Source organism: Pseudophaeobacter sp. 1A09344, from assembly GCF_041008745.1.
In the GTDB taxonomy this organism is placed as follows: Bacteria; Pseudomonadota; Alphaproteobacteria; order Rhodobacterales; family Rhodobacteraceae; genus Phycobacter; species Phycobacter gallaeciensis_A.
In genome coordinates this window covers 12,777-36,544 of the sequence record NZ_JAXGFS010000016.1, presented here as the reverse complement: position 1 = coordinate 36,544, position 23,768 = coordinate 12,777, and the positions used below count along the sequence as shown (strand labels likewise).

The 23,768-nt window shown below is 60.9% G+C and carries 18 protein-coding genes; 6 read left to right on the top strand and 12 right to left on the bottom strand.

Features of this window, described 5'->3' with window-relative positions:
* Positions 1–83: 83 nt before the first annotated feature.
* The 4 genes from SM765_RS20690 to SM765_RS20675 are packed head-to-tail and all read right to left on the bottom strand — an operon-like array spanning position 84 to position 3,658.
* Positions 84–1,118 carry a glycosyltransferase family 10 domain-containing protein gene (locus SM765_RS20690; RefSeq protein WP_368981802.1) on the bottom strand — a complete coding sequence of 345 codons (1,035 nt, stop codon included), beginning with the start codon at positions 1,116–1,118 and terminating at the stop codon, positions 84–86.
* Positions 1,115–2,140, bottom strand: coding sequence for a hypothetical protein (locus SM765_RS20685; protein WP_368981801.1), 1,026 nt, complete (start codon positions 2,138–2,140; stop codon positions 1,115–1,117). Before SM765_RS20685 ends, SM765_RS20690 begins: the two co-directional genes overlap by 4 nt.
* Positions 2,137–3,108, bottom strand: coding sequence for a glycosyltransferase family 2 protein (locus tag SM765_RS20680; RefSeq protein ID WP_368981800.1), 972 nt, complete (start codon positions 3,106–3,108; stop codon positions 2,137–2,139). Before SM765_RS20680 ends, SM765_RS20685 begins: the two co-directional genes overlap by 4 nt.
* 16 nt (positions 3,109–3,124) lie before the next feature.
* A complete protein-coding gene (locus tag SM765_RS20675) occupies positions 3,125–3,658 on the bottom strand; it encodes a hypothetical protein (RefSeq protein WP_368981799.1) in 534 nt (177 codons plus the stop codon).
* A 394-nt stretch (positions 3,659–4,052) separates the two neighbouring features.
* Here SM765_RS20675 and SM765_RS20670 point away from each other — a divergent pair, with 394 nt between their 5' ends.
* Genes SM765_RS20670 through SM765_RS20660 form a run of 3 tightly spaced genes read left to right on the top strand, consistent with a single transcriptional unit; the run spans position 4,053 to position 8,022 of the window.
* A complete protein-coding gene (locus SM765_RS20670) occupies positions 4,053–4,772 on the top strand; it encodes a 6-hydroxymethylpterin diphosphokinase MptE-like protein (RefSeq protein WP_368981798.1) in 720 nt (239 codons plus the stop codon).
* A gap of 53 nt (positions 4,773–4,825) precedes the next feature.
* Positions 4,826–6,076 carry a hypothetical protein gene (locus SM765_RS20665; RefSeq protein ID WP_368981797.1) on the top strand — a complete coding sequence of 417 codons (1,251 nt, stop codon included), beginning with the start codon at positions 4,826–4,828 and terminating at the stop codon, positions 6,074–6,076.
* Entirely contained in the window at positions 6,073–8,022 is a 1,950-nt protein-coding gene (locus SM765_RS20660; protein WP_368981796.1) for an O-methyltransferase, read from the top strand. The genes SM765_RS20665 and SM765_RS20660 overlap by 4 nt, the downstream gene beginning before the upstream one ends.
* A 209-nt stretch (positions 8,023–8,231) precedes the next feature.
* On the opposite strand, the gene SM765_RS20655 is transcribed toward SM765_RS20660, so the two are convergent.
* Complete coding sequence (locus tag SM765_RS20655) at positions 8,232–9,128, bottom strand: SMP-30/gluconolactonase/LRE family protein (RefSeq protein ID WP_274838563.1); 897 nt, start codon at positions 9,126–9,128, stop codon at positions 8,232–8,234.
* On the bottom strand, positions 9,121–10,071 hold the full coding sequence (locus tag SM765_RS20650; RefSeq protein WP_368981795.1) for a Gfo/Idh/MocA family protein: 951 nt from the start codon (positions 10,069–10,071) through the stop codon (positions 9,121–9,123). Before SM765_RS20650 ends, SM765_RS20655 begins: the two co-directional genes overlap by 8 nt.
* Before the next feature lie 155 nt (positions 10,072–10,226).
* On the opposite strand from SM765_RS20650, the gene SM765_RS20645 reads away from it, so the two are divergent.
* Together SM765_RS20645 and SM765_RS20640 are read left to right on the top strand one after the other, a co-directional pair.
* Positions 10,227–11,675 carry a mannose-1-phosphate guanylyltransferase/mannose-6-phosphate isomerase gene (locus tag SM765_RS20645; RefSeq protein WP_368981794.1) on the top strand — a complete coding sequence of 483 codons (1,449 nt, stop codon included), beginning with the start codon at positions 10,227–10,229 and terminating at the stop codon, positions 11,673–11,675.
* A gap of 11 nt (positions 11,676–11,686) precedes the next feature.
* Positions 11,687–12,673, top strand: a complete 987-nt coding sequence (locus SM765_RS20640) for an ATP-grasp fold amidoligase family protein (protein ID WP_368981793.1) — start codon at positions 11,687–11,689, stop codon at positions 12,671–12,673.
* Between the two features lie 9 nt (positions 12,674–12,682).
* On the opposite strand, the gene SM765_RS20635 is transcribed toward SM765_RS20640, so the two are convergent.
* Positions 12,683–13,744, bottom strand: coding sequence for a peptidase G2 autoproteolytic cleavage domain-containing protein (locus tag SM765_RS20635; protein ID WP_368981792.1), 1,062 nt, complete (start codon positions 13,742–13,744; stop codon positions 12,683–12,685).
* Between the two features lie 241 nt (positions 13,745–13,985).
* Between SM765_RS20635 and SM765_RS20630 the strand changes: the two genes are divergently transcribed.
* Positions 13,986–16,283, top strand: coding sequence for a calcium-binding protein (locus SM765_RS20630; RefSeq protein WP_368981791.1), 2,298 nt, complete (start codon positions 13,986–13,988; stop codon positions 16,281–16,283).
* Positions 16,284–16,288: 5 nt separating this feature from the next.
* On the opposite strand, the gene SM765_RS20625 is transcribed toward SM765_RS20630, so the two are convergent.
* The 5 genes from SM765_RS20625 to rfbG form a co-directional block, all read right to left on the bottom strand.
* Positions 16,289–17,683, bottom strand: a complete 1,395-nt coding sequence (locus tag SM765_RS20625) for a M10 family metallopeptidase C-terminal domain-containing protein (RefSeq protein WP_368981790.1) — start codon at positions 17,681–17,683, stop codon at positions 16,289–16,291.
* Between the two features lie 187 nt (positions 17,684–17,870).
* A complete protein-coding gene (locus SM765_RS20620) occupies positions 17,871–19,586 on the bottom strand; it encodes a calcium-binding protein (RefSeq protein WP_368981789.1) in 1,716 nt (571 codons plus the stop codon).
* A 159-nt stretch (positions 19,587–19,745) separates the two neighbouring features.
* Positions 19,746–21,968, bottom strand: a complete 2,223-nt coding sequence (locus tag SM765_RS20615; RefSeq protein WP_368981788.1) for a nidogen-like domain-containing protein — start codon at positions 21,966–21,968, stop codon at positions 19,746–19,748.
* A 13-nt stretch (positions 21,969–21,981) separates the two neighbouring features.
* Positions 21,982–22,314 (bottom strand): hypothetical protein, encoded by a 333-nt coding sequence (locus SM765_RS20610; protein ID WP_368981787.1) that lies wholly within the window; start codon positions 22,312–22,314, stop codon positions 21,982–21,984.
* 286 nt (positions 22,315–22,600) lie between these two features.
* On the bottom strand, positions 22,601–23,719 hold the full coding sequence (rfbG, locus tag SM765_RS20605; RefSeq protein ID WP_274868998.1) for a CDP-glucose 4,6-dehydratase: 1,119 nt from the start codon (positions 23,717–23,719) through the stop codon (positions 22,601–22,603).
* Between the last annotated feature and the right edge of the window lie 49 nt (positions 23,720–23,768).

Genomic DNA, 23,768 nt, shown 5'->3' with positions numbered 1-23,768 from the left:
CCCCTGAAGCGGATTTTTGGCCCCAAGAGTGCAGGGGATGCCCGTTTTGTATCCCCCTTCAGGTTGTCAAAGCCCACCTTTTGTCACGGATGACTGTCGAGTACCTCTTCTAGGGTCTTTAGCACAGCGCTACGCAAACGTGTGCGCTCGATCACGGCAAAGCTGGGGTCTCCAAACAGGTTTGCCAGCGCGCTTTGCGCGTCATGGAGTGCGTCGATAAAAGTATCGTCTTGCGTTGTAGCGTTCAGGGTTTCAGCAGCTTCATCCGGGGTTTGGCCGTGTAGGTTGACCCAGCTTTCCGTCGGCAGGCCCATGCTGTGAATGCGGTGAGCGGCACTCGCAAAATAGACCGGTTGCGCTCCGATGGCAAAGGCATCGAAAATTTTCTCGGTGATGTAATCAGGGTGATGAGTGTTTTCCAGCGCGCCCATCTGCCGTGTGTTCTGGTCGAGCTGCCGGAGCTTGTCGCCATGCCAGTCGTCCAGTTCGAACCGGGTCTGTCCACCTTGCCAGCTCTGGCCGAGGCGGGCAACGCCGGGCCAAGTGCAGGCCTCGGCCAAGTCCGTGCGCCAGGCGCAAAGGCCAATCAGATCAGCTTCGGCCCACTCCACATTGTGGTATCGTTCAGGGCGGCGTTCGAACATGAACGTCAAGTCGCTCGGGCAGTTGGCAAAAACCGCGCGCCATTCCGAGGCCCGTAGCTGGGCATTGCGCTGGAATAGGGGAGCGTAAACCTGCGCGAAACGATGCTCGGTCAACAGGTAATAAGGGATATGCTCAAAGTGGTAGATCTCGGTGGTAAAGTGGTTGAGCTGGAACACAGGTAGCGCTCCAAAGGGCGTTTCCTGACGAATTTGGCGCTGCAGTGGGCGTTGACCCCAGATGGTGTCCCAAAAAGGTTCTTCAGACAGGATTGCAACCGGGCGTCGCCGCTGGCGCCAGTCTTCGATCAGCGCGCGCGGAGCGGTTTCAAAATCCATGCTGTGGGCAAACATGTAAAGATCGGCTTCGGCTGGAGTGTCCACTAGCTGGATACAATCAGCAAAAAGTGGAGCAAGGTCTGGATAGCTTAAGGGGGTGCGATGTGCGTGGCGCCCGGTTTTAAATACTTTGATCATGCGCGCCGTGCTCGTTGAAACAGGTCCATCAGGTAACTCGGGCTTGGGAGCGCGAGGTCAAGGTCATTGCTGAGCCTTCCGATTTCGGTTGTCAGGGCTCGGACATGGATCCGGTCCTGTGCTGCGAATTGTAGTGCCAGTTGGACGCGGGCTGCGGTGAGATCTCTGCGCTGCAGGTCGTGGAGAAGGGGGCCGCTTGGTCCGTCATGTGCCCGAAGTGATCGCCGCAACCGGCGTGGTAGTTGCTTTGCAAAAGAGCGGGAGGCGGCAAGAAAAGCTTCAGCATAGAGGGGGTCCAGTTGGGCTATCATGTCGTCAAATTGCAGCATTGCAGAGGTCAGGAGGTCCGCCCTTCTGCTGCGGGGCGTGGCAGCGATCCGGGCGCCGAGCGTGGCAATCTGTGGTGTGGGATCGCAGGGCGCAGGCTGGGGTGTCACTAGCACTGTGGCCGGTACGAAGCCAATGCTGTCCGCCTGCATGACTGCGCTTTCGTAATCTTCATGCGGCCGCTCGCTTAGGGGCATCACTCGCGTGATGTCAGGGAGAAGTTGCATTGCTGCGGTATGGGCGGCCGTATTGTTTAGCATGCCTGCTGCAGGCCAGCGGCTTGCGTCGGAACTGGGGAGAATGATGTTGGTGTCTCCAAGTCTTCGGGCGCTGTTAAGCAGCAGTAAATCAGGAGTGCTGTGTTCCAGCTGTGCGCGTAGTGCTTTGACACCATCGGAAGTGGGGTACGCCTTGTCGGGGAGGATCAGCGTTGCGGGATGTGCGGCCAGCTTGCGTAGTGTAGCCCGATCGGGAAAAGAGCGGGTTTCGGGCAGTGCGATTGGGCGGGCAGCCACGCCTTCGCCCCAGCCGATCTCTTCTCCGAAACGGCGTATGATCTGTGTGCCATTTCGGGCTTGCCCGCTGTCGCACAGCAGAACCTCGTCGCCTGGAGCAGTCACGGCGGCCAGGGCCTTGTAGCGAGACCACAGGTTCTCGTCATCGCTGACAGTAATTATCACGAAAGACAAATTCATATGCGCCCTCGCTCCAGTTGGAGCACTATATGTCGTGCCAAGACCGGATCGGCTTGGCTGAGCTGTGAAAAACGCGCCATGTCCACATATGTCAGCAGGAAATCACGTGTCGCTGCATCAAATCGTTTTTGCAGGTGAGGAGCGATATTGCCTCTTATCCAATCAAACAGTCCGCTGGTGAACCGCAGAAAGGGTTCGCGTAATCGCTCAGAGGCGTTCTCAGTATCAAGGGCACTCGCTATGCGACCGAGTGGAGCGAAGACCGCGAAGCGTTCCTCTCCTTTGCGGTTCGTTAGGCGCTGGCCGCTAGGGGCTACGAAATGGAGAGCACCCACCCGATCAGACACAAGGATATTGCGGCCATGATGGAAGCTCATCCAGTGTAACTCGATGTCGTTATGAACCATGGTCTCAGAGCAATAGATGTTGTTTTCTCTTAAAAAATCCGTTCTGTAGATCTTATTCCAAGGGTAATTGGTCGTTTCGGCCAGAGCGGCGGCCTGTGTTGGGTTGATTGAGCTGAGTGCGCCGACTTGCACCTTGGCCCGGCGCCAATGCGCTTCATCAAGTGGCATTTGACCCAAGATACCCCATCCAATGCAACGGCTGTCTGTATGGCGAAACAGGCAGAAGTCGAACTGTCGTCCGGCAAGGGTCTTGATGAGGGCTGCTAGGTCCGGCGTTAAAAGGTCATCGGCGTCGAAAAATAGGACGTGCTCAGTCGTTACATGTTCCAGGGCACGATTGCGGGCATGACCAGCTCCCTTGTTTGTTTCTGTCCGAAGGATTGTGAAGCAATTCTGCGGCCAAGCATCCGGGGGGCAAACTTCAGTGCGGCTGACAGGTTCGTCGGAGCCGTCGTCGCTTATCACTACCTTGTCGAAGACCCCCAATTTGTGCGCTTGAGCTAGAACACGGCGCAGATTCCTGGCGTCATTATGGACGGGAAGGGCGAGAGTTAGAGACATGCTCGGGAGTCGGTATTCATACCACAAAGATACGCAAGTCGTGCAAAGACCAGCGGAAGCTGTGTACCGGCAGGAACATGATCAATTCACGCCAGGGCGCATGGAGTGGGAGATTTGAGCGATTATGGATCGGTAGGGCGTCCAGATGGCTTGCCTCTTCAGGCGTTGCCAGGATGTGTTTATCGAAGAAGCAGTCGACGAACCCCTCTTCGGTGCCCGAGCGCAGGCAGGGTTGTACTATGATCGGTTCGGGTGCGGCGGTGCGGCAAGCAAGGCCAACAAAGCCGTGTGGAGTATAATCGCTGCCTCCCAGAGAGAGGTGGAGCGCCATCCAGTCTCCTTGAGCCTGGGTGGTGACGTCCAATGTTAGCAGTCGCCCTTCCTGTGATATGTAGCGGCCGCTTGCTTGTAGCGCCATGTCGCTCCGTAGAGACAAGCCTGGCAATATGCCATTCTCATGGCCAATATCGCCCTCGATCACACTGTCGCGCAGGACAGCCAGTGTGTGGTTGACTTGGGCGTCGAGGCCTGTTGCGATGTTCTCAGCCATTGGTCCTCCACTGTCGCAAACAGAGCCTCGGCTGTTCGCGCTTCCTTTTAGCTCTGTTCGCTAACATGAGTTGTGAGCGATCAAATCTTCATAACCCTGTGCCGGTATGGGCTCAAGGCTGATTGTCCAGTCTTGGTGCTTGGTGACTGATCTTGACTATCGCAGGGCTATGGTTTTGTTTGGCGCGGTAGCCTGGACGCGGCAAATATATGAAAGAGATCAATAATTCAGGTCTTGGACAGGAGGCCGGTTATATTGTGCGTAAGAAGCCGCCTGCGGTAGCCGGTTCGTTTTATGTCGTGTGACCGTGCTCTTCAGTCTTCATGCTGCAGTTCCATGGAGAGGTGGTCGTGAGACCAACCAGAACATCATGTCTCTATCGGAGCGCCTAGGAATGAGCAAAATGCAATTCGACTGCTTTGATCCAAGTTCACGCCTGTTGCGCTTTCACGACCTACACCAGGGTGAGCGATGCGTGATCGTATGCAATGGCCCTTCCCTGAACCGTATGGACCTGAGTTTCCTGCGCAAGGAAGTGGTGTTCGGTCTAAACAAAATTTATCTTGGCTTGCCCAAATTCGGTTTTTACCCTCGTTATATGGTTGCCGTGAACCGCAAGGTCATTGAACAGAGCGCAGATGCCTTTCGAAAGATGAATTGCGTGAAGTTTATATCGGATCGGGGCACTGATGTGTTGCCAGAGGATGCCTTGACCTATCGCATTCAAACAAAGGATATGACCGGCCGGTTTTACGGTGATATCACCCGAGGTGTGCGGGAAGGACATACGGTCACGCATGCTGCATTACAGCTCGCCTACTTCATGGGGTTCCGTCAGGTTGTCATTATCGGCATGGATCATTATTTCGCTCAATCCGGGCCGTCCAATGCTGAGCTCGAGATGCGGGGAGCCGACCCGAACCATTTCAGCCCCGACTACTTTCGTGGGAGTAAGTGGGATGCTCCGAATCTGGCTGAATCCGAGATTTCCTACCGTGCGGCGCTGGAGGCGTTTTCAGCAGTGGGGAGAGAGATAGTGGACGCAACCGATGGTGGACACTGTCAGGTCTTCCCGAAAGAGGATTACCGGTCTTTCTTTGGTTTGAAAGATTAGCTTACTACCATGTACGTCGCATAAAAAATAACAAAGAGACTAGGAGACTCTAAATGGTTGCGCAGACGCCAGCTACAGGAACCTTGATCATTTTGGGGGTGTCTGCTTCCGATCTATTTGCAAAGTGTTTAACCCGTCTGGTGGAGGGGGGCATGCGTGTGGTCCTTGTGGATCCAGAGCCTCACATCTCATTGCAGCAGAAACTGTGCGCTGAGCATGTTGAGGCGGCCGCGTATTCAGGAGATGGCAACGCGGAGATGACGTTCTACTCTATTGAGGGGCTGCGCAGTTTTTCACCTCCGACGCGTGCATTAAAAGATGTCTTTCCCGGCCTGAAAGAGCGCGGTAGGGAAAGTGTGCCGACCATTACGGTGACGTCTTTGCTGGAACGGCTGCAGCCTCTCAATGATCCAATCCGCGTATGGGTCGATATGCCTGGGCAGGAAGCCCACCTGTTGGATGCTCTGAAGAGGACGGGCTTGTTGGAGCGTGCGGAAGAGGTGGTAGTCCGCTGCGGTGTTGAAAGCTTTTTTGAGGCTTCCGAAGACTGTGCTGCGATCAAAAATCGTTTGATGCAAGAGATGTTCGAGCTGATAGAAGCGGATGAGAGCGATCCAGATTGGCCAGTTCTTTGGTTTCGCGATAGCCCGACGTTGCGGCGTCTTGCGCAGCTGGAAACCGAACTGGAGCAAACCCGTGCTCAAAACGTCGCAATGCACGATGAGTTGACCGAGAAAACCAAGGTGCAGGCTGAAAGTGAGGCGGCTTTGGTGAAGGCGGAAACCGAACTGGAGCAGGCCCGTGCTCAAAACGTCGCAATGCGCGATGAGTTGACCGAGAAGACCAAGGTGCAGGCTGAAAGTGAGGCGGCTTTGGTGAAGGCGGAGAGAGAACTGGCGGCGGCTTTGAAAAGTCATCAAGAGCGCCTCGAAAGTCTGAACGCACGTCTGCTGGCACAGCTTAAGGCTGAACAGGAAACGTTTGAGAAGATGCAGCGAACCGAAGTCAGTTATCGTATCGCAAGACGGGATCTGACTTTGGCTCTGGAGCAGCAAAACCGCCTCCAAGTGGATTATGAAAGTCTGCAAAAGCAATATGCGTTACTCTGCGATGAAAAAACTGAACTCGAAATGCTTTTGCAGCAATTGACGCCACGGTTGCGCGAAGCATCGCAATATCTGCGTGATATGCGCGCCAAGACCGCTGATCAGGAGGAAGCGGACGATTTGCAGGATCCCAAAGTGGAAACCGCAACGCCACTTCAGGGGGCGGATAAAGAAACCGGAAAGAAAACAAGGACATGAAGCAAGGCGTCCAATTGAGCTCAGAGTACCAGGTTCCCAGCCGGATCGGATTGGGTAAGGCCTTGGAGATGTTCGAGGAGGCCCTCACCATTCTTGATGCGCATTGTGGCGAGGCGGAAGGGCAGAGCTCTCTTCCATCCGAGCCCTTGCCCAATATGTTAGAGCGTTGCGAAGAAGCGTTGCGCAACAGCAAGAATTCGGCGCCTCAGGCCCGTATTCTTTGTGCATTCCCAGGACTTCCTCATCTTTCGTCTGCTTGGTGGCAAGGGCGCGTCGGGGGGGTAACCTGTGTGGGGGTAGGTGAATGCCTGCCGGGCAAGTCAGCGCGCCATGGTCTTTCAGGAGGGGCGAGGTCACGGCTGGCTCTCGGGGGGATTGAGGAGCTGCAACAGGAGCTGGGCCGAGTGGGCAGGTCCCTTCTGCTGACCGTTACAGCCGATGATCCAGAGCTTCCGTTGGTTCCGAAAAGAAGGGCTGTCCTGTTGGTTTGTCACCCGATAGCCTCTTATCAGGCCTGTTTGGCAGCGGGTGAGGACTTAAACTTTGATAATTTTTGCGAAGGCCTGAACCACTTTCTAACCCGCCATCAGGATTTGCCGTTGCTACGTAGCGAAGACATTGGATCGGACGGGGAAGGGCTGAGGGATCTGTGTACTCCGTTGCACTTCACTCCGGCGCGCTATGCCGTGCAGGACGATGGTTTTATCCCTGATAAGGAACAGAGAACCTTCGATTGCAGCGATTTCTTGAATGTCCCAGCCTACAGGGAGCTTTGTGAGAAACTGGGCTATCCGCCGGAACGTGCATATCTTCTGCATCGTGACGGAGGCGGGCTAAGTCTACAAAAGCAGCCGTCGCCGGAGGACGGCAGAGCGCTGGGGCTGGTTTCCAGCTTTATGGAACGGGCCACGGCTCTTTTCGATGCACTTGCCCCACAGGGAGCACAGCAGCCGGATACGACACAGGTTCTGCAGAAGCTGGATGCGTGCCTTGGAGGGGATGAACAGGATTTCTTGGAACGGCTTGATGAGACGGCTGATGGACTGGGGCCGCAAACCGCGTCCCTTCTTTTGTTGGCCGCAGCAGCCCACTATTACAACAAAAAGCAGCCGTTACACGGGATGAGTTTCGTGGCCGAGGCACTGCACAGGATTCCGCTCCATGCGCGGTGGTTGAGGGTACTGGCCGCCTCCCTATTGCTTGAATTGAATAGAAAAAACGAAGCACTGACAACTTTGCTTGAGGATGCCATTTTGCCAAGCGCGCCTTTCGGTGCCGGAAAGGATGTTCTCAAGGCGTATTTGGGCAGTCTGGGGAGTGAACAGAAGGCAGGGGAACACGGGCACGCCCTGTTGTTGGATTATTTGCATCGGACGCCTCCGCTGCGGAGCAATCGCAAGCGCGTGCTGATCGAAATCGGCACAACACGTGAAGTGGTTCCCGGACAGGGATCCACCGAAAAGCTTGCATCATTCTGTGCCGAGTATGGCGTCGACTTCATTACGGTGGACATGGATGAGCGCAACACGCGCATGGCCCGGCGGATGTTCCGTAGACATGGTTACACGTTCCAGGCGGTCACAGCAAAAGGAGAGGATTTTCTGGCGCAGTATGAAGGTTCAATCGATTATGTCTTCCTGGATGCATACGACTTCGATCACGGCAATCATTCAGAAATCAGACAGGGGCGTTATGAAAAGTTTCTGGGGGCACGCATTGATGAGCTTCAGTGCCATAAGATGCATCTGGACTGTGCGGAAACTCTGGTCTCCAAACTCACACCGGACGGTGTGATCTGTTTCGATGATACGTGGTTAGATGAAAATGAAAAGTGGACAGCAAAAGGTACGACTGCCATGCCGTATCTTTTGGACAATGGTTTTGAGGTAGTCAGCGCTGGCAATCGGGCGGCGCTGTTGCGCCGCCATTCGGAGATCTCACGCTAGCAACTGGATGTTTTGTGCCGGAGCTTGATGTGCTTTGCCGCTCTAAGAATGACGCCAGCTGGCACTCTGGTGCTACCAGTACCGTAACGTTAGGCTGTACGCATCGCGGAGAAACAGAGCGCATAGGTAAAAGTACCAAGCAGGCGGCTACTGGTATCAAGCCTCAGCTTTTTGTGATCAGTGAGCCCCTCCAGATGTAGATCACGCTGCTAGAGCCGTATCTGATGCTCGCTTTGTCCGGTTACTTCCAGCCGGAGGGCGAAGGTCTGCCCGTCTGCGGATCCACTGGCATCCCGTAATCCTTCGGTTGCCGATGTGGCAAACAGCGTTTGCAGCTCCGCTCCACCAAAGGCCGGACAGGAGATCTGGCTGGCCGCAAAGGACACGGCGTGGCGGAAACTGCCGTCCGGGCCGTAGCAGGCAACGCGGCTGGCTCCCCATTGCGCATTCCACAGGCAGCCAGTGCTGTCCACCACTGCGCCATCGGGATTAAGGCGCTCGGAGCGTAGATCGATAAAGATCTCGGGTTCGGTTGCGGCGGGCCAGCCATCGGCGCTGCGCAGCGCCTGACGCCAGATCGCCTGCCGCGGGGTGTCCGTAAAATACACCCAGTGCCCATCGGGAGAGAAACAGATCGCGTTGGAAATTGTAATCTTGTCGAAGACTTGGCGCAGTTCGCCCTGGTAATAGCGGTAGATGGCTCCGGCTCCGTGCTCCAGCGCCTTGCCCATGGTGCCGATCCAGAAGCCGCCCCAGGGATCGGCACGCCCGTCGTTGGAGCGTGTCACCGGATTGTCCGCTTCCAGCGGCAGGATCTTTTCGTGGTGGCCGGTGCCGATATCAAAGTGCCACAGTGCGGTTTGTGAGGCGATCAGCAGGCTGTCCTGCCCGGTCCAGCCGGCTGCCGAGACATATTCATCAAAGTGCCACTCTTGCGTGTTGTCGTGCTTTCTGTCCGGGCTGCGGCTCAGCAAGCGCCGACCCAGTATGTCGAACCAGAACAACTGCGCGCGTCCTGGGTGCCACAGGGGGCCTTCGCCCAGGGTGCAGCGGCGGTCGTCGAACAGGGAGGCTGTCGGCACGGGATCTGGGTTCTGGTCAGTCATGAAAGGCCTCGGTCGGGATCTGGCGCCCCAGTAGAAAGGCATCGGCCACTAGGACAAGGGGGGAGATGTCCACATCGCTGCGTCTGCTTTGCACCAGCCTTGCGAAATGGCGATAAAGTTCTTCGTATTCACTGCCCCGGTTCGGGTCGTTTGCCTGCGGCTGGCCGTCCAGCAACAGGTCAGCGCCACCCGCCTGCAGCGCCAGATGGCCGCTGTCGGTTTCTATGTCTATGGACCAGGTCTGGATGCCGGTTTGACGGAAATCGAAATCGGCACTGGCCTCCAGTCCGCCGGGGGCAGTCAGCGTCAGCCGGGCGGCAATCGGAGTGGCACAGTTTTCCGGCACCTCCAGATCGGCAGTGGTGACATGCAATCCGGCGACCAGAGGCGGTGGCAGGATTGCAGTCAGGATCGACAGGGCATTGATGCCGGGGTCGAACACGCCCAAGCCGCCCGGTTGCCAGATCCAACTTTGTCCGGGATGCCATTGGCGTACGTTTTCGCGCCAGGTTACAGTGATTTTGCGGATTTTTTTGTCCGCCAGCCAGGCGGTGGCGGCGGGCACGGCCCGGGCATGGCGGGAATGCCAGCTGGCAAACAGGACCCGGCCCTGGCGCTTGGCTGCAGCCTTCAGGGCGAGGATTTCCGCCACCGTGGCAGCAGGAGGCTTTTCCAAAAGCACATCCAGGCTGGCCCCAAGCGCCAGATAAGCCAGTTCCATACGCACCTGTGGCGGGGTGCAGATCGCCAAGGCATCTAGGCGGGGACCCGTGGTTCTGAGTGTCTCCCAGGTAGAAAAGCCGGGTGTGTCTTCGAGGCTGCTATTGCGGCTGAGCGTGGCTGCGAGACGGAACCCGCCGGTGTTGGCAATTGCCGGCACATGCTGATCCAGCGCGATTTTGCCTAGCCCGGCAATGGCAATGGTTTTGTTACCGTTTTCCAAAGGGGTTCTCCTGAAACACATTCGCTGCCTTCTGCCGGTCTATGAACCTTTGTGGCACATCGCAAGGTTTTCCAAATCCGCACTTGCTATGGGGTTGCAATGATTGGAGATCCACGTGAAAACCTCGGATAAGGGGCAGTTGAAAGGGTTTTTACATGATCACTCCCATCTTGTTGTGCGGTGGCTCCGGCACCCGGCTCTGGCCCCTGTCCCGCAAAAGCTACCCCAAGCAATTCGTGCCGCTGGTGGGGGAAGAGACCCTGTTTCAGGCTTCGGCCCTGCGCCTGTCCGGGGCGGGGTATGCGGCGCCGATGGTGCTCACGAATTCTGATTTTCGCTTCATCGTCACCGAACAGCTGGCCGGTATCGGGATCGATCCCGGCGCCATTCTGATCGAACCGGCGGGGCGCAATACCGCGCCGGCTGTGCTTGCGGCGGCGCTTTATCTTGAGAAGAGCGACCCGGAGGGACTTATGCTGGTGGCGCCCTCCGATCACGTGGTGCCCGATGCGCCCGCCTTCCGCGCTGCCGTTCAGGCCGGGCAGGCGGCTGCGGAGGCCGGTCAGATCGTCACCTTCGGCATCAAGCCGACCCATGCGGAAACCGGCTATGGCTATCTGGAACTGGATGGGGGTCCCCTTCAATTTACCCCGGATTTCACCCCCCGGGCCATCGGCCTGAAACGCTTCGTGGAAAAACCCGATGCCGCCCGCGCCGAAGAGATGCTCGCCTCGGGGCAGTTCCTGTGGAATGCCGGTATCTTCCTCTTCTCGGTGAAAACCATTCTTGCCGCTTTCCGCGCCCATGCGCCGGATCTGCTGGCGCCGGTCACGGCATCGATCACAGAAGGGGCGCCGGATCTCGGCTTCTTCCGGCTTGATCCTGCCGCCTGGGACGGTTGCCCGGATATCTCGATCGACTATGCGGTGATGGAAAAGGCCGACAATCTGACCGTGGTGCCCTTTGCCGCCGGCTGGTCGGACCTGGGCGGCTGGGACGCGGTCTGGCGCGAAAGCGCCCCGGATGACCGGGGGGTTGTCACCGCGGGGGCGGCCACCGCGATCGATTGCGACAACAGCCTCATTCGCTCCGAGGACGAAGGGCTTGAGGTGGTGGGGATCGGCCTTCGGGACGTGATCACCGTGGCGATGCCCGATGCGGTGCTGGTGGCCGATGCCTCCCGCGCGCAGGACGTGAAGCTGGCGGTGGCGGCGCTGAAGGAAAAATCCGCCAAACAGGCCACCGAATTCCCGATGGATCACCGCCCCTGGGGCTGGTTCGAAAGCCTGGCGGTGGGCGAGCGGTTCCAGGTAAAGCGTATCCATGTGCATCCCGGCGCGGCGCTGTCATTGCAAAGCCACCACCACAGATCGGAACATTGGATCGTGGTCGAAGGCACCGCCAAGGTCACCGTCGATGATGAGGTGCGCCTCATGACCGAAAACCAGTCGGTCTATATTCCGCTTGGCTCGGTTCACCGGATGGAGAACCCCGGCAAGGTGCCGATGGTGCTGATCGAAGTGCAGACCGGCAGCTACCTCGGCGAAGATGACATCATCCGCTACGAGGATGTCTATGCCCGCGGCCAGGGGGCCAAGGGATAAGGGGCAGGGCTATGGCGCAGACTGGATCCTGGACGCCGCGCCGGATCTTTCCCGGCAGGGCGCGGCCGCTTCTGGAGGAAGGACGGCGGGCTCTCAAGGGCGGAGCTCGCGACGAGGGCATGGCCCTGCTGCGGGCGGCCTGCATCCTGGATCCTTCGGTCTATTGCAAACCCTGGGGACTGATGCCGCTGTTGAAGGCCGAAGGTCGCGACCGTTTGCGGCCGCGCATGCTGGAACGGTTGCAGGACTGGTATCGGGCGCCCAGAAGTCGGGTCCATGCCCATGTAGCGCGATTGACCCAGAAGGAGGAAATGCGGCTCTATATTGAGGATCTGGGCCTGCCTTTGCCGCAGTTATGGCAGCAGGTCCCGGATCTCGAAGCACTGGACTGGGCGGCCCTGCCGCAGCGGGTGGTACTAAAGCCGGTAAATGGCGCCTCGTCCAAGGGGGTGGTCGTGGCGGCAGAGGGGCGGGATCACATGGCGCAGGCAGCGATTACCCCGGATCTGGAGACCTATGCCAAGGCGCTTTATGGGTGCCTTTTTGAGGCACCACCGCAGATCCTGGCCGAAGAGATGCTGGAAGATGTTGCCGCGCAGACGGATCCGGCATTGGTAATCCCGCGAGATTTCAAGGCCTATGTCGTGGCGGGTCATGTGGCCTTTGTGCGGGTGCATGACCGCAATGCAGCAGATGGCAAACGCAGCATGATGACGCTGGATCGTCAGGGCCGTCGTCTGCCTGCGGCGCTGGCGGGCTGGCCTGAAGCGCCCGGGGCAGACGGGACAGAGATTGCGCCGCTTGCAGGATACGATGCGTTAATCGCCATGGCTGAATATCTCTCTGCGCGACTACCGGTTCTACTGCGATTGGATTTCTACCTGACGCCGTCGGGACCGGTGTTCGGCGAGTTCACCACCTTTCCCAATGCCGGTCTGGACCACACCGGCTTTGGGCGGCGCACGGTGCTGCAGATGTGGGAAGCTTGGCCGGACTAACGGGCCCGTTCAGCGCAGCAACCATTCCTCAATGCTGTCTGACACCTGCCGCAGCCTGATCCAGCGCGCATCCGTGGGCTGGCCCCGGCGCAGGCGCAGCTTGCCAATCAGACCCACCATGGCCCATTCGGCCCGCTCCGCGCGCGGTACATAGGGGCGGGTGGGGTCATAGGCGGGGTTCAGACGGCGGCTCTGCTGGCCATCCGCGTCTTCCTCCCACAGGGGGCTGCCCAGATCGTCGCGCAGGTATTTGCCGCGCCAGCCGCCGGTATCGCCGCCGCCCAGCACGGAAGGTGTGACAGAGACCACGCCGATGGGGGTCTCGCCTGCCTCTGCCGGGCGGATCTTGCCGCCATCCAGTGCCACCGCGATGCCGCGCCGGTCCGCGCCCGAAGGATTGCCATCGGCCCATTCGAAATATTCCGCGTAATCGGCGCCGCCGCCGATAAGGGCGCCATCGACCAGAACATCGCCGTCGCCGGTGATGCGCAGCGCCTCGGTCCAGCTGCTGCCGTCGCTTGAGACCTTGATCGAGAAATCGTCATCGCCCAGAAGGCCCATCTCGGCCCGCCCGCTCCAGCCCGACTGGAACAGCAGCGCACCGGTGTCGGAGGCGGCGGCCTTGTTGATCTTCAGCTGGTGCCCGGCGCCGTCGTGGGTCAGCAGCGTGGCCGGGGCGGCAACTGCCAGACGGTTGCTGGCATCGGCGCTGGTGTTGAGGCCCAGATGCGGCGGCTGGCGCCAGGCGCTACCATCCCAATGGCGCAGTTCTTCCTCGGCCAGACCCCAGGCGCGCCAGCCGGGCTGCGGCGCCAGGAACAGCCAGCCTTCACCCTGCCAGATGGCCAGACGGCCTGCTTGCCCGGCCCAGGCGCCGGTTGGTGTGGCCCCAAGCGCCCAGGTATCGCCCGGCGCGGGGTCGGCAGGCGGGGTTTCGGTATCAAATGCGGCGACGCGCAGCTGCACCAGCGCATCCAGCATCTGCAGCGCCTCGTTATGGGTCACGTGTTTCTGCGCCTGCGACGGCATCAGATAGGGCAGGGACAGGATCGGGGAGGTCTGTTCTGGCATGTGCTGGGTGGCTCCGGAGGCGAAAAGGGCGGAACACAGCCTGCCCCGGCGAGGGCCAAGGCGACGCTAACCAGGCGGACGCGGTTCCGGCAACGCGGGCTAGTCCTGCCCAACCCTGATGATTGTCTTCAATATGTAAACAATATTCCCCTTTTTGCCCCATTCCGGATCCGAGTGCGGACATGGGGTTTGCTGATCTTCGCCGCCGTGATGAGTGCGGTCAGGTCGGAGATGCAGACTGATGGATATTGTGTTTGCGCAGCATTTCGAGACGGGAAACCCTCTGTTCGATCAGGATCTTCGCGATCTTGCGGTGCAGGAGACGGAGAGTGGATCGGTGCTTTATGCGGTGAATGGCCGGGGCGGCGGCATGACCCTGTTCCGGTTGAATGACACGGGCGTTGCGCGCCCCGCCGGGGCAGAGGACAGCCGCTTGCACGGGCGGGTAACGACCGAAACCGGAGAGGTGCTGCTGGCGCAGATCGGTGATGAGACCCGGTTGCTGCTGCAGGAAACGGGGCAAAGTGATCTGCTGTTTCACCGCCTTCAGGCCGGAGGTCAGGGCGCTAGCAGCCTTGGCGATCAGCAGCAGCAGGATCTGTCCGGCGCCGCGGCGGGTGGCCTCGGGGCGTTGGCGGCGCTGACGCTGGCGAATGGCGATGCAGTGATCTACGGCATCACCGGGTCCGGCGGGCGCCTGTCAGGCTGGCGGCTGGACGCAGAGGGCCGGATGCAGGGCGCGGTTGTCACGGCCGGGGGGGATGCTGCCTATCTGCATCCGGAGACGGTGGCGCTGGCCCTCGGCGGTCCGGCCGGGGCACCGCTGTTGTTTCTGGCCGAAGGCGGCACCTTTCAGGGGCTGCGCAGCTACCGGGTCGATCCGGGCTCCGGCGCGCTGACGGCAGCGGGCAGTTTCGGCGTCGAGGATGGCCTGCCGGTGGGCGGTATCAGCGCGGTCGCAAGCTTTGAGGCGCATGGCCGGACCTGGGCCTTGCTGGGGGCGGGCGGCAGCGGCTCGCTCAGCCTGATGTCGGTGGCGCGCAACGGCGCGCTGTCGCTCTCCGATCAGCTGAACGACACCGCCACCACCCGGTTTGGCGGGCTGTCGGCGCTGGAGGTGGTGACATTGGCGGATGGCACCGTGCTGGTGCTGGCAGCGGGCAGCGATGACGGGATCAGCCTGCTGCGGATGCTGCCTTCGGGGCAGTTGCTGCATCTGACCAGCCTGGCCCACGACAGCGGCTTGGGGCTGGAGAATGTGACGGCGCTGGAAACCCTGGTGACGGGCGACACGCTGCAGGTCTTTGCGGCTTCGGGGGCGGCGGGCGGTATCAGCCGTTTTACCCTCGATCTGTCGGATCTGGGGCAGGTGATCACCGCCAGAACAGGGCAGACCACGGTCGCAGGAGGTGCGGGCGATGATGTGCTGCGGGCGCAAGCGACGGGCAGCACGCTGCGGGGTGGCGATGGCGCCGATGTCTTCCTGCCGGAGGTGGTATCCGGCTGGGTGCAGATCGAGGACTTCACCCCGGGTGAGGATGTGCTGGATCTGTCCCTGCTGACGGGGCTGCGCAGCATGGCGCAGCTGCAGGTGACAGAGCTGCGCGACGGGATCCGCCTGAAATTCGGCGACACGGTGGTGGTGGTGCAAAGCGCCGATGGCGGCGCGCTGGACCTTGCCGATCTGTGGCCGGGCGGGCATTTCAGCCACCCCGACCGGGTGGCCCTGGGGGTGACGCTGGCGGATGGCATTCAATACGGCGGTGGCGGCAATGACCAGCTGGGCGGCGGCAGCGGCGAGGATACGGTGCAGGGTCTGGGCGGTGATGATCTGCTGCTGGGGCGCAGTGGCGATGACTGGCTGATGGGTGGCGATGGCGCCGATGTGCTGAAGGGCCATGGCGGCACCGACCACCTGGAGGGAGAGCGGGGCAACGACCGGCTGATGGGCGGGGCGGGCAACGATATGCTTTATGGCGGTCTCGGCGCCGATGTTCTGAAGGGGCAGAAAGGCAATGATCGCCTGTTCGGAGGGCAGGAGAATGATCTGCTGAAAGCGGGTGGCGGCAATGATCAGCTACACGGTGGCGATGGCGCGGATGCGCTGAAGGGCGGCGGTGGCAGCGACGGGCTCTGGGGTGATGACGGGAGTGACAGGCTGTTCGGTCAGGGCGGACGTGACCGGCTTTTTGGCGGGGACGGCGGGGATCGCCTGTCCGGCGGCGGCGGCAAGGATGTCCTGATGGGCGGGGCGGGCGATGATCAGCTCGACGGCGGCAAGGGCCGTGACCGGCTGGAAGGCGGTGCCGGGGCTGATGTCTTTGTCTTTGCCCGCAACCACGGTGTGGACCGGATCCGGGATTTCACCCCGGGGGAGGATCTGATTGACCTGTCAGATCTGCCGGGACGCGGTTTCGGCTTTGACGATCTGGAGATCAGCCGCCGCCCGGCGGGTACATGGATCGACACCGGAGCTGGGCATCTGCTGCTGGAAGATCTGCGCCCGGGCCAGATCGATGCCGATGATTTCCTGTTCTGAGGGGATCAGAACAGAAAGTCCTCGGCGCCAAGATCGCCGATTTCCTGGTGCCGCAGGATCAGGATGTCGCCGGTGTCATCCTCGATCACCACATGGCCGTTGCGGGCGCGCATGTGATTGTCGCTGAGGTCCTGGAAATCCGTGATGCCGGTGGCATGGGTCAGATTGATCCTGTCCTCGCCGGGGGTGAAATCCCGGATCCGGTCGCTGCCGCCGGAGAAAACAAAGACATCAGCGCCCTTGCCGCCGACCAGAAGGTCGCGCCCGGTGCCGCCGTCGAGCTGATCGTTGCCGCTGCCGCCCAAAAGCCGGTCACGTCCACCCTGGCCCAGCAGGCTGTTATCCGCGCCATTGCCGCGCAGGCGGTCGTTGCCAGAGCCGCCCCAGGCGTCTTCGATGAAATTGATCACCGCGCCCTCCTGGCGCACCGCAGCGGCCATGGCGATATTGTCGTTGATCTCGCCGATTGAGGAATAGGTCCCGGGGCGCAGGTTGATGCGGCTGTCGGTGGTAAGGCCCGAGGCATCGATCAGATCCTGCCCACCGGCATCCCAGATGGTCAGGATCACATCGCGGTAGCGGCCATCCTCGCCCTGCACCTGCATGCCGCGCGTGTTGTCGGCATTGCTGGCGTATTGATATTCCAGAGCGCCGCGATTGCCGCCGCCATCGCCGAAATAGACCGTATCGCTGGTGCGGGTGGTGGTATTGGCGCCGTAAAGCTCCTGCATGGCCTCGATGTCCCAGAGCATCGGCGTCAGCGGAAAGGCCTGTTTCTGCGCACCGTCGCCGCGTTCCTCCGGGTGGGCGGCATAGGACATCACCGTATACTGGTTGCTGGTCCTTGGATTGCTGGGGTTTTCGTTCGGATGATGGAGGCCCAGGGCATGGCCCAGCTCGTGTAGGTAGGTGTTCCAGCTGGTATGGCCATAGACCGGCCCGCCGTCGTCACCGGCGCCCGCGAGGAACTGATCGCGGTTATTGCGATTGATCCAGACATCGCCTGCGCGCGACGGGGTCTCGCCCAGATCCTCCGCATCGGGAAACCCCGAAACAAAGCCGAAGAGGAAGCGGTCGCGGAACTCGGTGCTGGCAAAGGTGACGTCCCCGACCCCTGCTCCCGCGATGGTGCCGGGCTGCAGGTTGACGCCCGAGACCTCGTTCCAGGCGGCGACTGCCTGCAGCGCCATCGCCTGTTCGCTCGCGGTCATGGAAAAGTCATTGTCGAAAGAGACCCGGCCGCCGCCGACCCGCCAGGCGTCCTGGATGCCGTCTCCATCGGTGTCGACAGCCCGGTTATAGCCCGGCATGTCCGCGTCGAGGAAGGAATAGCGCACGCTGCCGCTGCCGTCATGCCAGCTGTCACCGAGGATGGACTGATAGCTGTTTCTGCGGGCCATGAGCGTTCCTGTTTTAAATATACCGGGGATCTGGGAAAGATCCCGTAAATCTCTTTAAGCTGCCTTGTCCTGCGGTCGGGTTAAGCCCGGGCCGTAGATCTCGGGGGCAGGCGGGGCGGAAAAAGGGAGCTGAAAATGGGAGCCTTCCCCGGCCCAGTGGTCTGGCGCCGGGGAAGGCAGAAGCGGATCAGAACAGGAAATCGTCCGCGCTCAGATCGCTGATATCGCGGTTCACGAGGATCATGCTATCGCCGTTATCGTCGGTGATCACCACATTGCCGTTCGCTTCGCTCAGGTGGTTGTTGCTCAGGTCGGAGAAGTCGCTAATCCCCTCGGCGCTGCTGAGATCGATCTCGTCGGCGCCCCGGAAGCCTTTGACCTTGTCGCGGCCTTCAGAGAAGACGAAGGTATCGCCGCCCTTCTGGCCGATCAGCAGGTCATTGCCGGCGCCGCCATCCAAGGTGTCGCGACCGCCGCCACCAATCAGTTTGTCGCGGCCGTCCTCGCCATTGAGCCGGTCGTGGCCGCCCTTGCCCTTGATGGTGTCATTGCCGCCGCGGCCATCAAAACGGTTGTCGCCGCGGTTGCCCACCAGCGTGTCATCGCCTTCGCGGGAGCCGCGCACGTGTTCGATGCCGCGAATGCTGTGGCTGAAGGCCTCGTCGCGCCAGGTGCCGGTGGCCTCATTCCGGCCAAGGTTCACTTCGACGGCATCGACGCCCGAGCGGTCATAGCGCAGCCGGTCATAGCCGCCGCGGCCGTCTAGGGTGTCCTCGCCGGCCATCAGGATGAAGCTTTCGTTCTGGCCCGATCCGATCACCTTGTCATCATACATGCCGGTGCGGATTTCGGTGATCTGCCCATCGCCTACAATCCGGTCAGCGCCGCCCATCCCGTCATCGATGACGCGGCCACGGTTCAGTTTGGCGACCACGCCGCTGTCTGCGTTGATGTAATCCAGCCGCACCGCACCGTCGCTTTCGCCGATGACGAAACGGTCATTGCCGCCGCCCCCGCGCAGCTGCAGCCAGCCGCCATCGGCCGAGGTGACGCGGAAGACATCTCTGTAATCGGTGCCTACCACGCCAAGCCCGCCGATATCGGCGCCGGCCAGGATCGGGTTCTGCACATCCACCAGCCGGGTGCGGCCATTGCCGCCCTTGTCGATCAACCCGGTATTGGCATTGCCGTCGATCTCCACGGTGATGCCTTCATCAAGATCCGAGTGGTCCAGATGCACATAGCCGCGCTCCAGATCCGAGAAGATCACCCGGTCCCGGCCAGCGCCGGGCTGGATGAAATCCGTGTCCATATTATCGCCCGGGTTGATGGTATCGTTGCCGGGGCCGCCGATCAGCTCGTCATTGCCGTCGCTGCCGATGATCAGGTCATCTTCGGTCGAAGAGGCGAAGAAGCTGGTCAGCGGGATTTCCTGGTTCGGGGCAAAGGTACCGGTGGCCGGGCCGACCGACTGGATGCTGTTGTCAAAAGCATTCCACTGGGCGCGGGTGCTGATGCTGGGCAGGGGATCGCCGTCCAGCACGAAGATCGCATCGGCGTCCACATTGCTGTAGCCATCGACCTCAGCCTCAAAGAAGGTCATCACCAGCACCGTAGTGGTGCGGATGGTGCCGCCATCATTCCAGCGGACCTCAAGGATCGAGGCTTCGTCCTCATCCAGCGGGCCGCCTTCAATGTAACCGGTGGCACCCTCCACCCGGATATCCGCAAGCGGCTGGTTCGGGTCTTCGGAATTGGCGGAATTGGTATAGCGCAGCGTCGAGGCATCGCCGGGCACAAAAATGGACAGGTCAATTCCTGTTTCAACACCGCGGATCACGTCTTCTTCGCCCTGGAGGCTGCTGCGCAGCACGGCAATACCGGTCAGGCTGTAGGTTGTCATGGAGGAGGGTCCCTTCTACTGGTCACACAGGTCACTGCCCCAGAATACCGGCAGCAAATCTACCGGATGATTTTAACGATTCTCGGCCTCAGAAGAACAGAAAACAGGCCCGGGTGTGGAAAAAACCCCAGGCCCTGATGCGCCTGAAATACAATGCAATCAGAACAAGAAATCGTCTGCGCTAAGCTCGCTCATTGTGAGGCCTTCCAGCAGCATCGAATTTCCGGTCAGATCGCGGATCATGACACCCTCGGCTTCGTCGCTGGCGTGGTTGGTCATCACATCGCTGAAACCGGTGAAGGCGGCAACACCGGAGAGATCGATCACCTCGCCGTTGCGGCTGGTGCTGAAATCGCGCACCCGGTCATCGCCGTCGCTGAAGACGAAGGTATCGCCGCCGCCACCGCCGATCAGCAGGTCATTGCCGTCGCCGCCGTCCAGGAGATCGCTGCCATTACGACCTTTCAGCGTATCCCGGCCCGCGTCGCCGAACAGATCATCGCCGCCACCGCCGCCGTTCATCTTGTCCTTGCCGCGCCCGCCCTGCATTAGATCGCCGCCGCCATTGCCGAATAGCCGGTCGTTGCCGCCGTCGCCCGCGATATCGTCGCTGCCGCGGCCACCGCGGATCACGTCGCGGGCGCCGCCGCCGCGCAGTTCATTGTCGGCGTTGTTGCCGATGATCCGGTCCTTGGCGCTGCCGCCCCAGGCATCCTCGATGAAATTGATCACCGCGCCATCCTGGCGCACCACAGCGGCGACGGCGATATTGTCGGTCTCTTCACCGATGGTGGAATAGGCGCCGGGACGCAGGTCGATCAGGCTGCGGGTCGACAGATCCGAGGCATCGATCAGATCCTGCCCGCCGGCATCCCAGATGGTCAGGTAGACATCGCGGTAGGTACCATCCTCGCCTTTGACCTGCATGCCCAGATCGTTGTCGGCATTGGTGGCGTATTGATATTCTGCGGTGCCATGGGTGCCGCCACCATCGCCGAAATAGACCGTATCGCTGGCGCGGGTGGTGGTATTGGCGCCATAAAGCTCCTGCATGGCCTGGATATCCCAGACCATCGGCGTCAGGGAATAGGCCTGATCGCTCAGCGCTTCACCGGATTCGGAAGGATGCTCCACATAGGACATCACCGTGTACTGGGCATTGGTGTCGCCGTCATTGGGGGCTTCATTGGGGTGGCGCAGGCCCAGGGCATGGCCCAGTTCGTGCAGGTAGGTGTTCCAGCTGGTGTGGCCATAGACCGGGCCGGTGCCCGGGATGAACTGGTCTTCATTAGCGCTGTTGATCCACAGATCGCCAGCCTTGGACGGGCGATCGCCCAAGTGGTCGGGATTGGGGAAATCGGCGACATAGCCGAACAGGTCGGGATCCTCGAATTCGGTGGCAGCAAAGGTGATGTCGCCGACGATTGCACCGTTGCGGACCTCAAACACCCAAAGCCCTTCGACGCCGGTATTGCCGGTGGTGTTTTCCAGATTGGTGATGGCGCTTTCGTTGCCCGATTGCGGTAGTTCGAAGAAATCGGCGCTATTGCCGGCCGAATAGCCGGCCCGGGCCGGGGTGCCGCCCAGACCGGTTTCTTCATCGCCGCCCGAGGCGGTGCCGGCCGACCAGTTGATATCCTCATAACGGAAGACGATGTCGAAATCGCCTTCGCCGCGGTCATAAAGCTGCATCTGGAAGGAATTGCTGGGCTCAGCGTGCTGATCGTAGAAGCCGACATCCTCCCAGGTGATGGTGACGACATCGGCCTCGGCATCCACATCCACATAGATCGGCTGCCCGGCGCGGGTGTCCACATCGGCCCAGAAGGCGGCGATCATCGGGGTGGAGCCGGCCGAGATCCCGCTTGGGGTATATTGGGACAGGCCCGAACCGAAGGTGATATTGCCATTGGTGTTCACGTAGATCTGGCTGGCGTCATATTCTTCGCCAAAGAAATTCAGCCCCTCCTCGAAGACCGCCGACATGTCCACCAGGGAGGAGCCGTCGTCATTGACGGGCAGGGCGCTGCCGCCCGCCGCGACCAGGGTGCCATCGCCGGTGACCGGGGTGCCGAATGTGCTGTCGGTGCCGCCGCGGGCGATGGTGCCGGGCTGCAGGTTGACGTTGGCCACCTCGTTCCAGGCGCTGATCGCGGCCGAGGTCATCGCCCGCTGTTCCACCGTCATCGACACATCATTGGTGAAGGGCACGATCTCCCCGCTGATGTTCCAGGCGTCCTTGGTGCCGTCGCCATCGGTATCCAGCTTGCGATAGTAGCGCGGCATTTCGGTGCCGATAAAGGAATAGGTGATGACGCCGCTGCCATCGTGCCAGGCTTCGGTGTCACTCACCAGAAGGGATCGGTAATCGTTAAAAGCCATCGCAGGGGTCCTTTCAGTCGGATGTGGAAGCAGTCGGCAGGATGGAAAGAAGATCGTTGCCGATGCAGCAGCGGAAATAACGCGGAGATTTGAAGGCGCCGATGGCGGCCTCGGCAACGGGGCGGGGCAGAGGCTGGCCTGCGGCGCAGTGGAAGAACAAGGGACGGATGGCCGCGACCGCCGGGGCAGAGCTGCGGCAGGAGACCTTGGCCTTGCAGATCACCGCAGCCTGGGTCTGGAGCAGGCGACAGCCACCCCCGGGTGCGGGGGGACCGGCCGGAGCGGCGGTCGCAAGAACAAGCAGAAACAGCGCCGCTGCGGTTCTGGCTGCGTGCAAAGATACCATGCTCCCGGTGCCCCCGTTGCTGTTTTCCTGAATGGTCCGCCTCACGCGCATCATCCCCACGCGCGATCCAGCCCCTTCTAATCGCGAACCACATTGAGGGTGGCATGGTTCGCAGGGGGCGTTCTTGATTTTAATCAAGGACCGTAACGTTCCGGGCATAGGGTGCCGGAACGTCATGCTGTTCATGTGAAGGCCGAAGCAGGGTTGCGGCGGATGGCCCCGCGTATCGTGCCGACACGGAGGGCAGCAGGATCGGTCGGAGCCTCTCGGGGCAAGTCCCTGCGCCTCAGGCCGCGGCCAGGCGGCGGCGGTATTCGCTGATCTGCCGCGCGGTGGTTGCGTTGCGCTGCTCTGGCGTCTGGCCCTGGTACCAATCCGCGGTCCAGGCTGTCATGTCACCGGCGTCAAGCATCGGCTGCCAGCCCAAGAGCTGCCGCGCGGCGCTGCAATCCAGTTTGAGAAGGTTCGCCTCATGCAGGCTGTTGTCCGGCTGGCTGCTCCACTGGAATTCCGGCCCAAGGGTTTCGGCGAAACCGGAAATCATCGCCTCGACAGAAAGCGTCATGTGATCGGCCGGGCCGAAATTCCAGCCCTGAGCGCAGCGCCCGGGGTCGGAGATCCCCATTTCGGCAAGGCGCAGATAGCCCGCCAGCGGATCCAGCACATGCTGCCAGGGGCGCAGGGCGCCGGGGTGGCGCAGGTGCAGAGGGTTACCACTGGCAAAGGCTCGCATGGCATCCGGCACGATCCGGTCCGGGCTCCAGTCGCCGCCGCCGATCACATTGCCGGCCCGCCCCGAGGAGAGCGCCACGCCATGCTCTGCCAGTCGGTCCGGCGGGAAATAGGAATTGCGGTAGGAGGCGGTGACCAGTTCGGTGCAGCCCTTGCTGCTGGAATAGGGGTCATGGCCGCCCATGGCATCGGTTTCCCGGTAACCCCAGATCTGTTCGCGGTTCTCGTAGCATTTGTCGCTGGAGACCACGACAACCGAGCGCAGCGAAGGCGCCGCCGTGCGGCAGGCCTCCAGCAGATGCACGGTGCCCATGACATTGGTCGCATAGGTTTCCACCGGCGCCGCATAGGAATAGCGCACCAGCGGCTGCGCCGCCATGTGGATGACGATCTCGGGGTCAAACCCCTTGACCGCCTGGCGCAGCGCCTCCTGATCGCGCACATCCCCCGGCACATGGTCGATCTGCGCCGCCAGGCCCAGCTCGTCAAAGAAGCTCTGGCGTCCCTCGGGCACGCCCTCCATCGCGGGCGGCAGCGCAAAACCACGCACCTGGGCCTGCATCTGCAGCAGCCAGGCGGTCAGCCAGCTGCCCTTGAACCCGGTATGCCCGGTCACAAATACACGGCGCCCCTGCCAGAATGAGGATGCGCTGTCGAAGTCAGTGTTGCTCACGTTGGTGCCTTATCTGCGGTGGCGTGCCTCTGGTGCTCTGCCTGTTGGT

What these genes read in the sequence shown, in the direction of transcription:
- SM765_RS20635 (WP_368981792.1), bottom strand. Translation starts at nt 13,744, where the DNA reads ATGCCAGAACAGACCTCCCCGATCCTGTCCCTGCCCTATCTGATGCCG.
- SM765_RS20620 (WP_368981789.1), bottom strand. Translation starts at nt 19,586, where the DNA reads ATGACAACCTACAGCCTGACCGGTATTGCCGTGCTGCGCAGCAGCCTC.
- SM765_RS20640 (WP_368981793.1), top strand. Translation starts at nt 11,687, where the DNA reads ATGGCGCAGACTGGATCCTGGACGCCGCGCCGGATCTTTCCCGGCAGG.
- SM765_RS20675 (WP_368981799.1), bottom strand. Translation starts at nt 3,658, where the DNA reads ATGGCTGAGAACATCGCAACAGGCCTCGACGCCCAAGTCAACCACACA.
- SM765_RS20655 (WP_274838563.1), bottom strand. Translation starts at nt 9,128, where the DNA reads ATGACTGACCAGAACCCAGATCCCGTGCCGACAGCCTCCCTGTTCGAC.
- SM765_RS20645 (WP_368981794.1), top strand. Translation starts at nt 10,227, where the DNA reads ATGATCACTCCCATCTTGTTGTGCGGTGGCTCCGGCACCCGGCTCTGG.
- SM765_RS20680 (WP_368981800.1), bottom strand. Translation starts at nt 3,108, where the DNA reads ATGTCTCTAACTCTCGCCCTTCCCGTCCATAATGACGCCAGGAATCTG.
- SM765_RS20685 (WP_368981801.1), bottom strand. Translation starts at nt 2,140, where the DNA reads ATGAATTTGTCTTTCGTGATAATTACTGTCAGCGATGACGAGAACCTG.
- SM765_RS20625 (WP_368981790.1), bottom strand. Translation starts at nt 17,683, where the DNA reads ATGGCCCGCAGAAACAGCTATCAGTCCATCCTCGGTGACAGCTGGCAT.
- SM765_RS20610 (WP_368981787.1), bottom strand. Translation starts at nt 22,314, where the DNA reads ATGGTATCTTTGCACGCAGCCAGAACCGCAGCGGCGCTGTTTCTGCTT.
- SM765_RS20630 (WP_368981791.1), top strand. Translation starts at nt 13,986, where the DNA reads ATGGATATTGTGTTTGCGCAGCATTTCGAGACGGGAAACCCTCTGTTC.
- SM765_RS20615 (WP_368981788.1), bottom strand. Translation starts at nt 21,968, where the DNA reads ATGGCTTTTAACGATTACCGATCCCTTCTGGTGAGTGACACCGAAGCC.
- SM765_RS20660 (WP_368981796.1), top strand. Translation starts at nt 6,073, where the DNA reads ATGAAGCAAGGCGTCCAATTGAGCTCAGAGTACCAGGTTCCCAGCCGG.
- SM765_RS20665 (WP_368981797.1), top strand. Translation starts at nt 4,826, where the DNA reads ATGGTTGCGCAGACGCCAGCTACAGGAACCTTGATCATTTTGGGGGTG.
- SM765_RS20670 (WP_368981798.1), top strand. Translation starts at nt 4,053, where the DNA reads ATGAGCAAAATGCAATTCGACTGCTTTGATCCAAGTTCACGCCTGTTG.
- SM765_RS20690 (WP_368981802.1), bottom strand. Translation starts at nt 1,118, where the DNA reads ATGATCAAAGTATTTAAAACCGGGCGCCACGCACATCGCACCCCCTTA.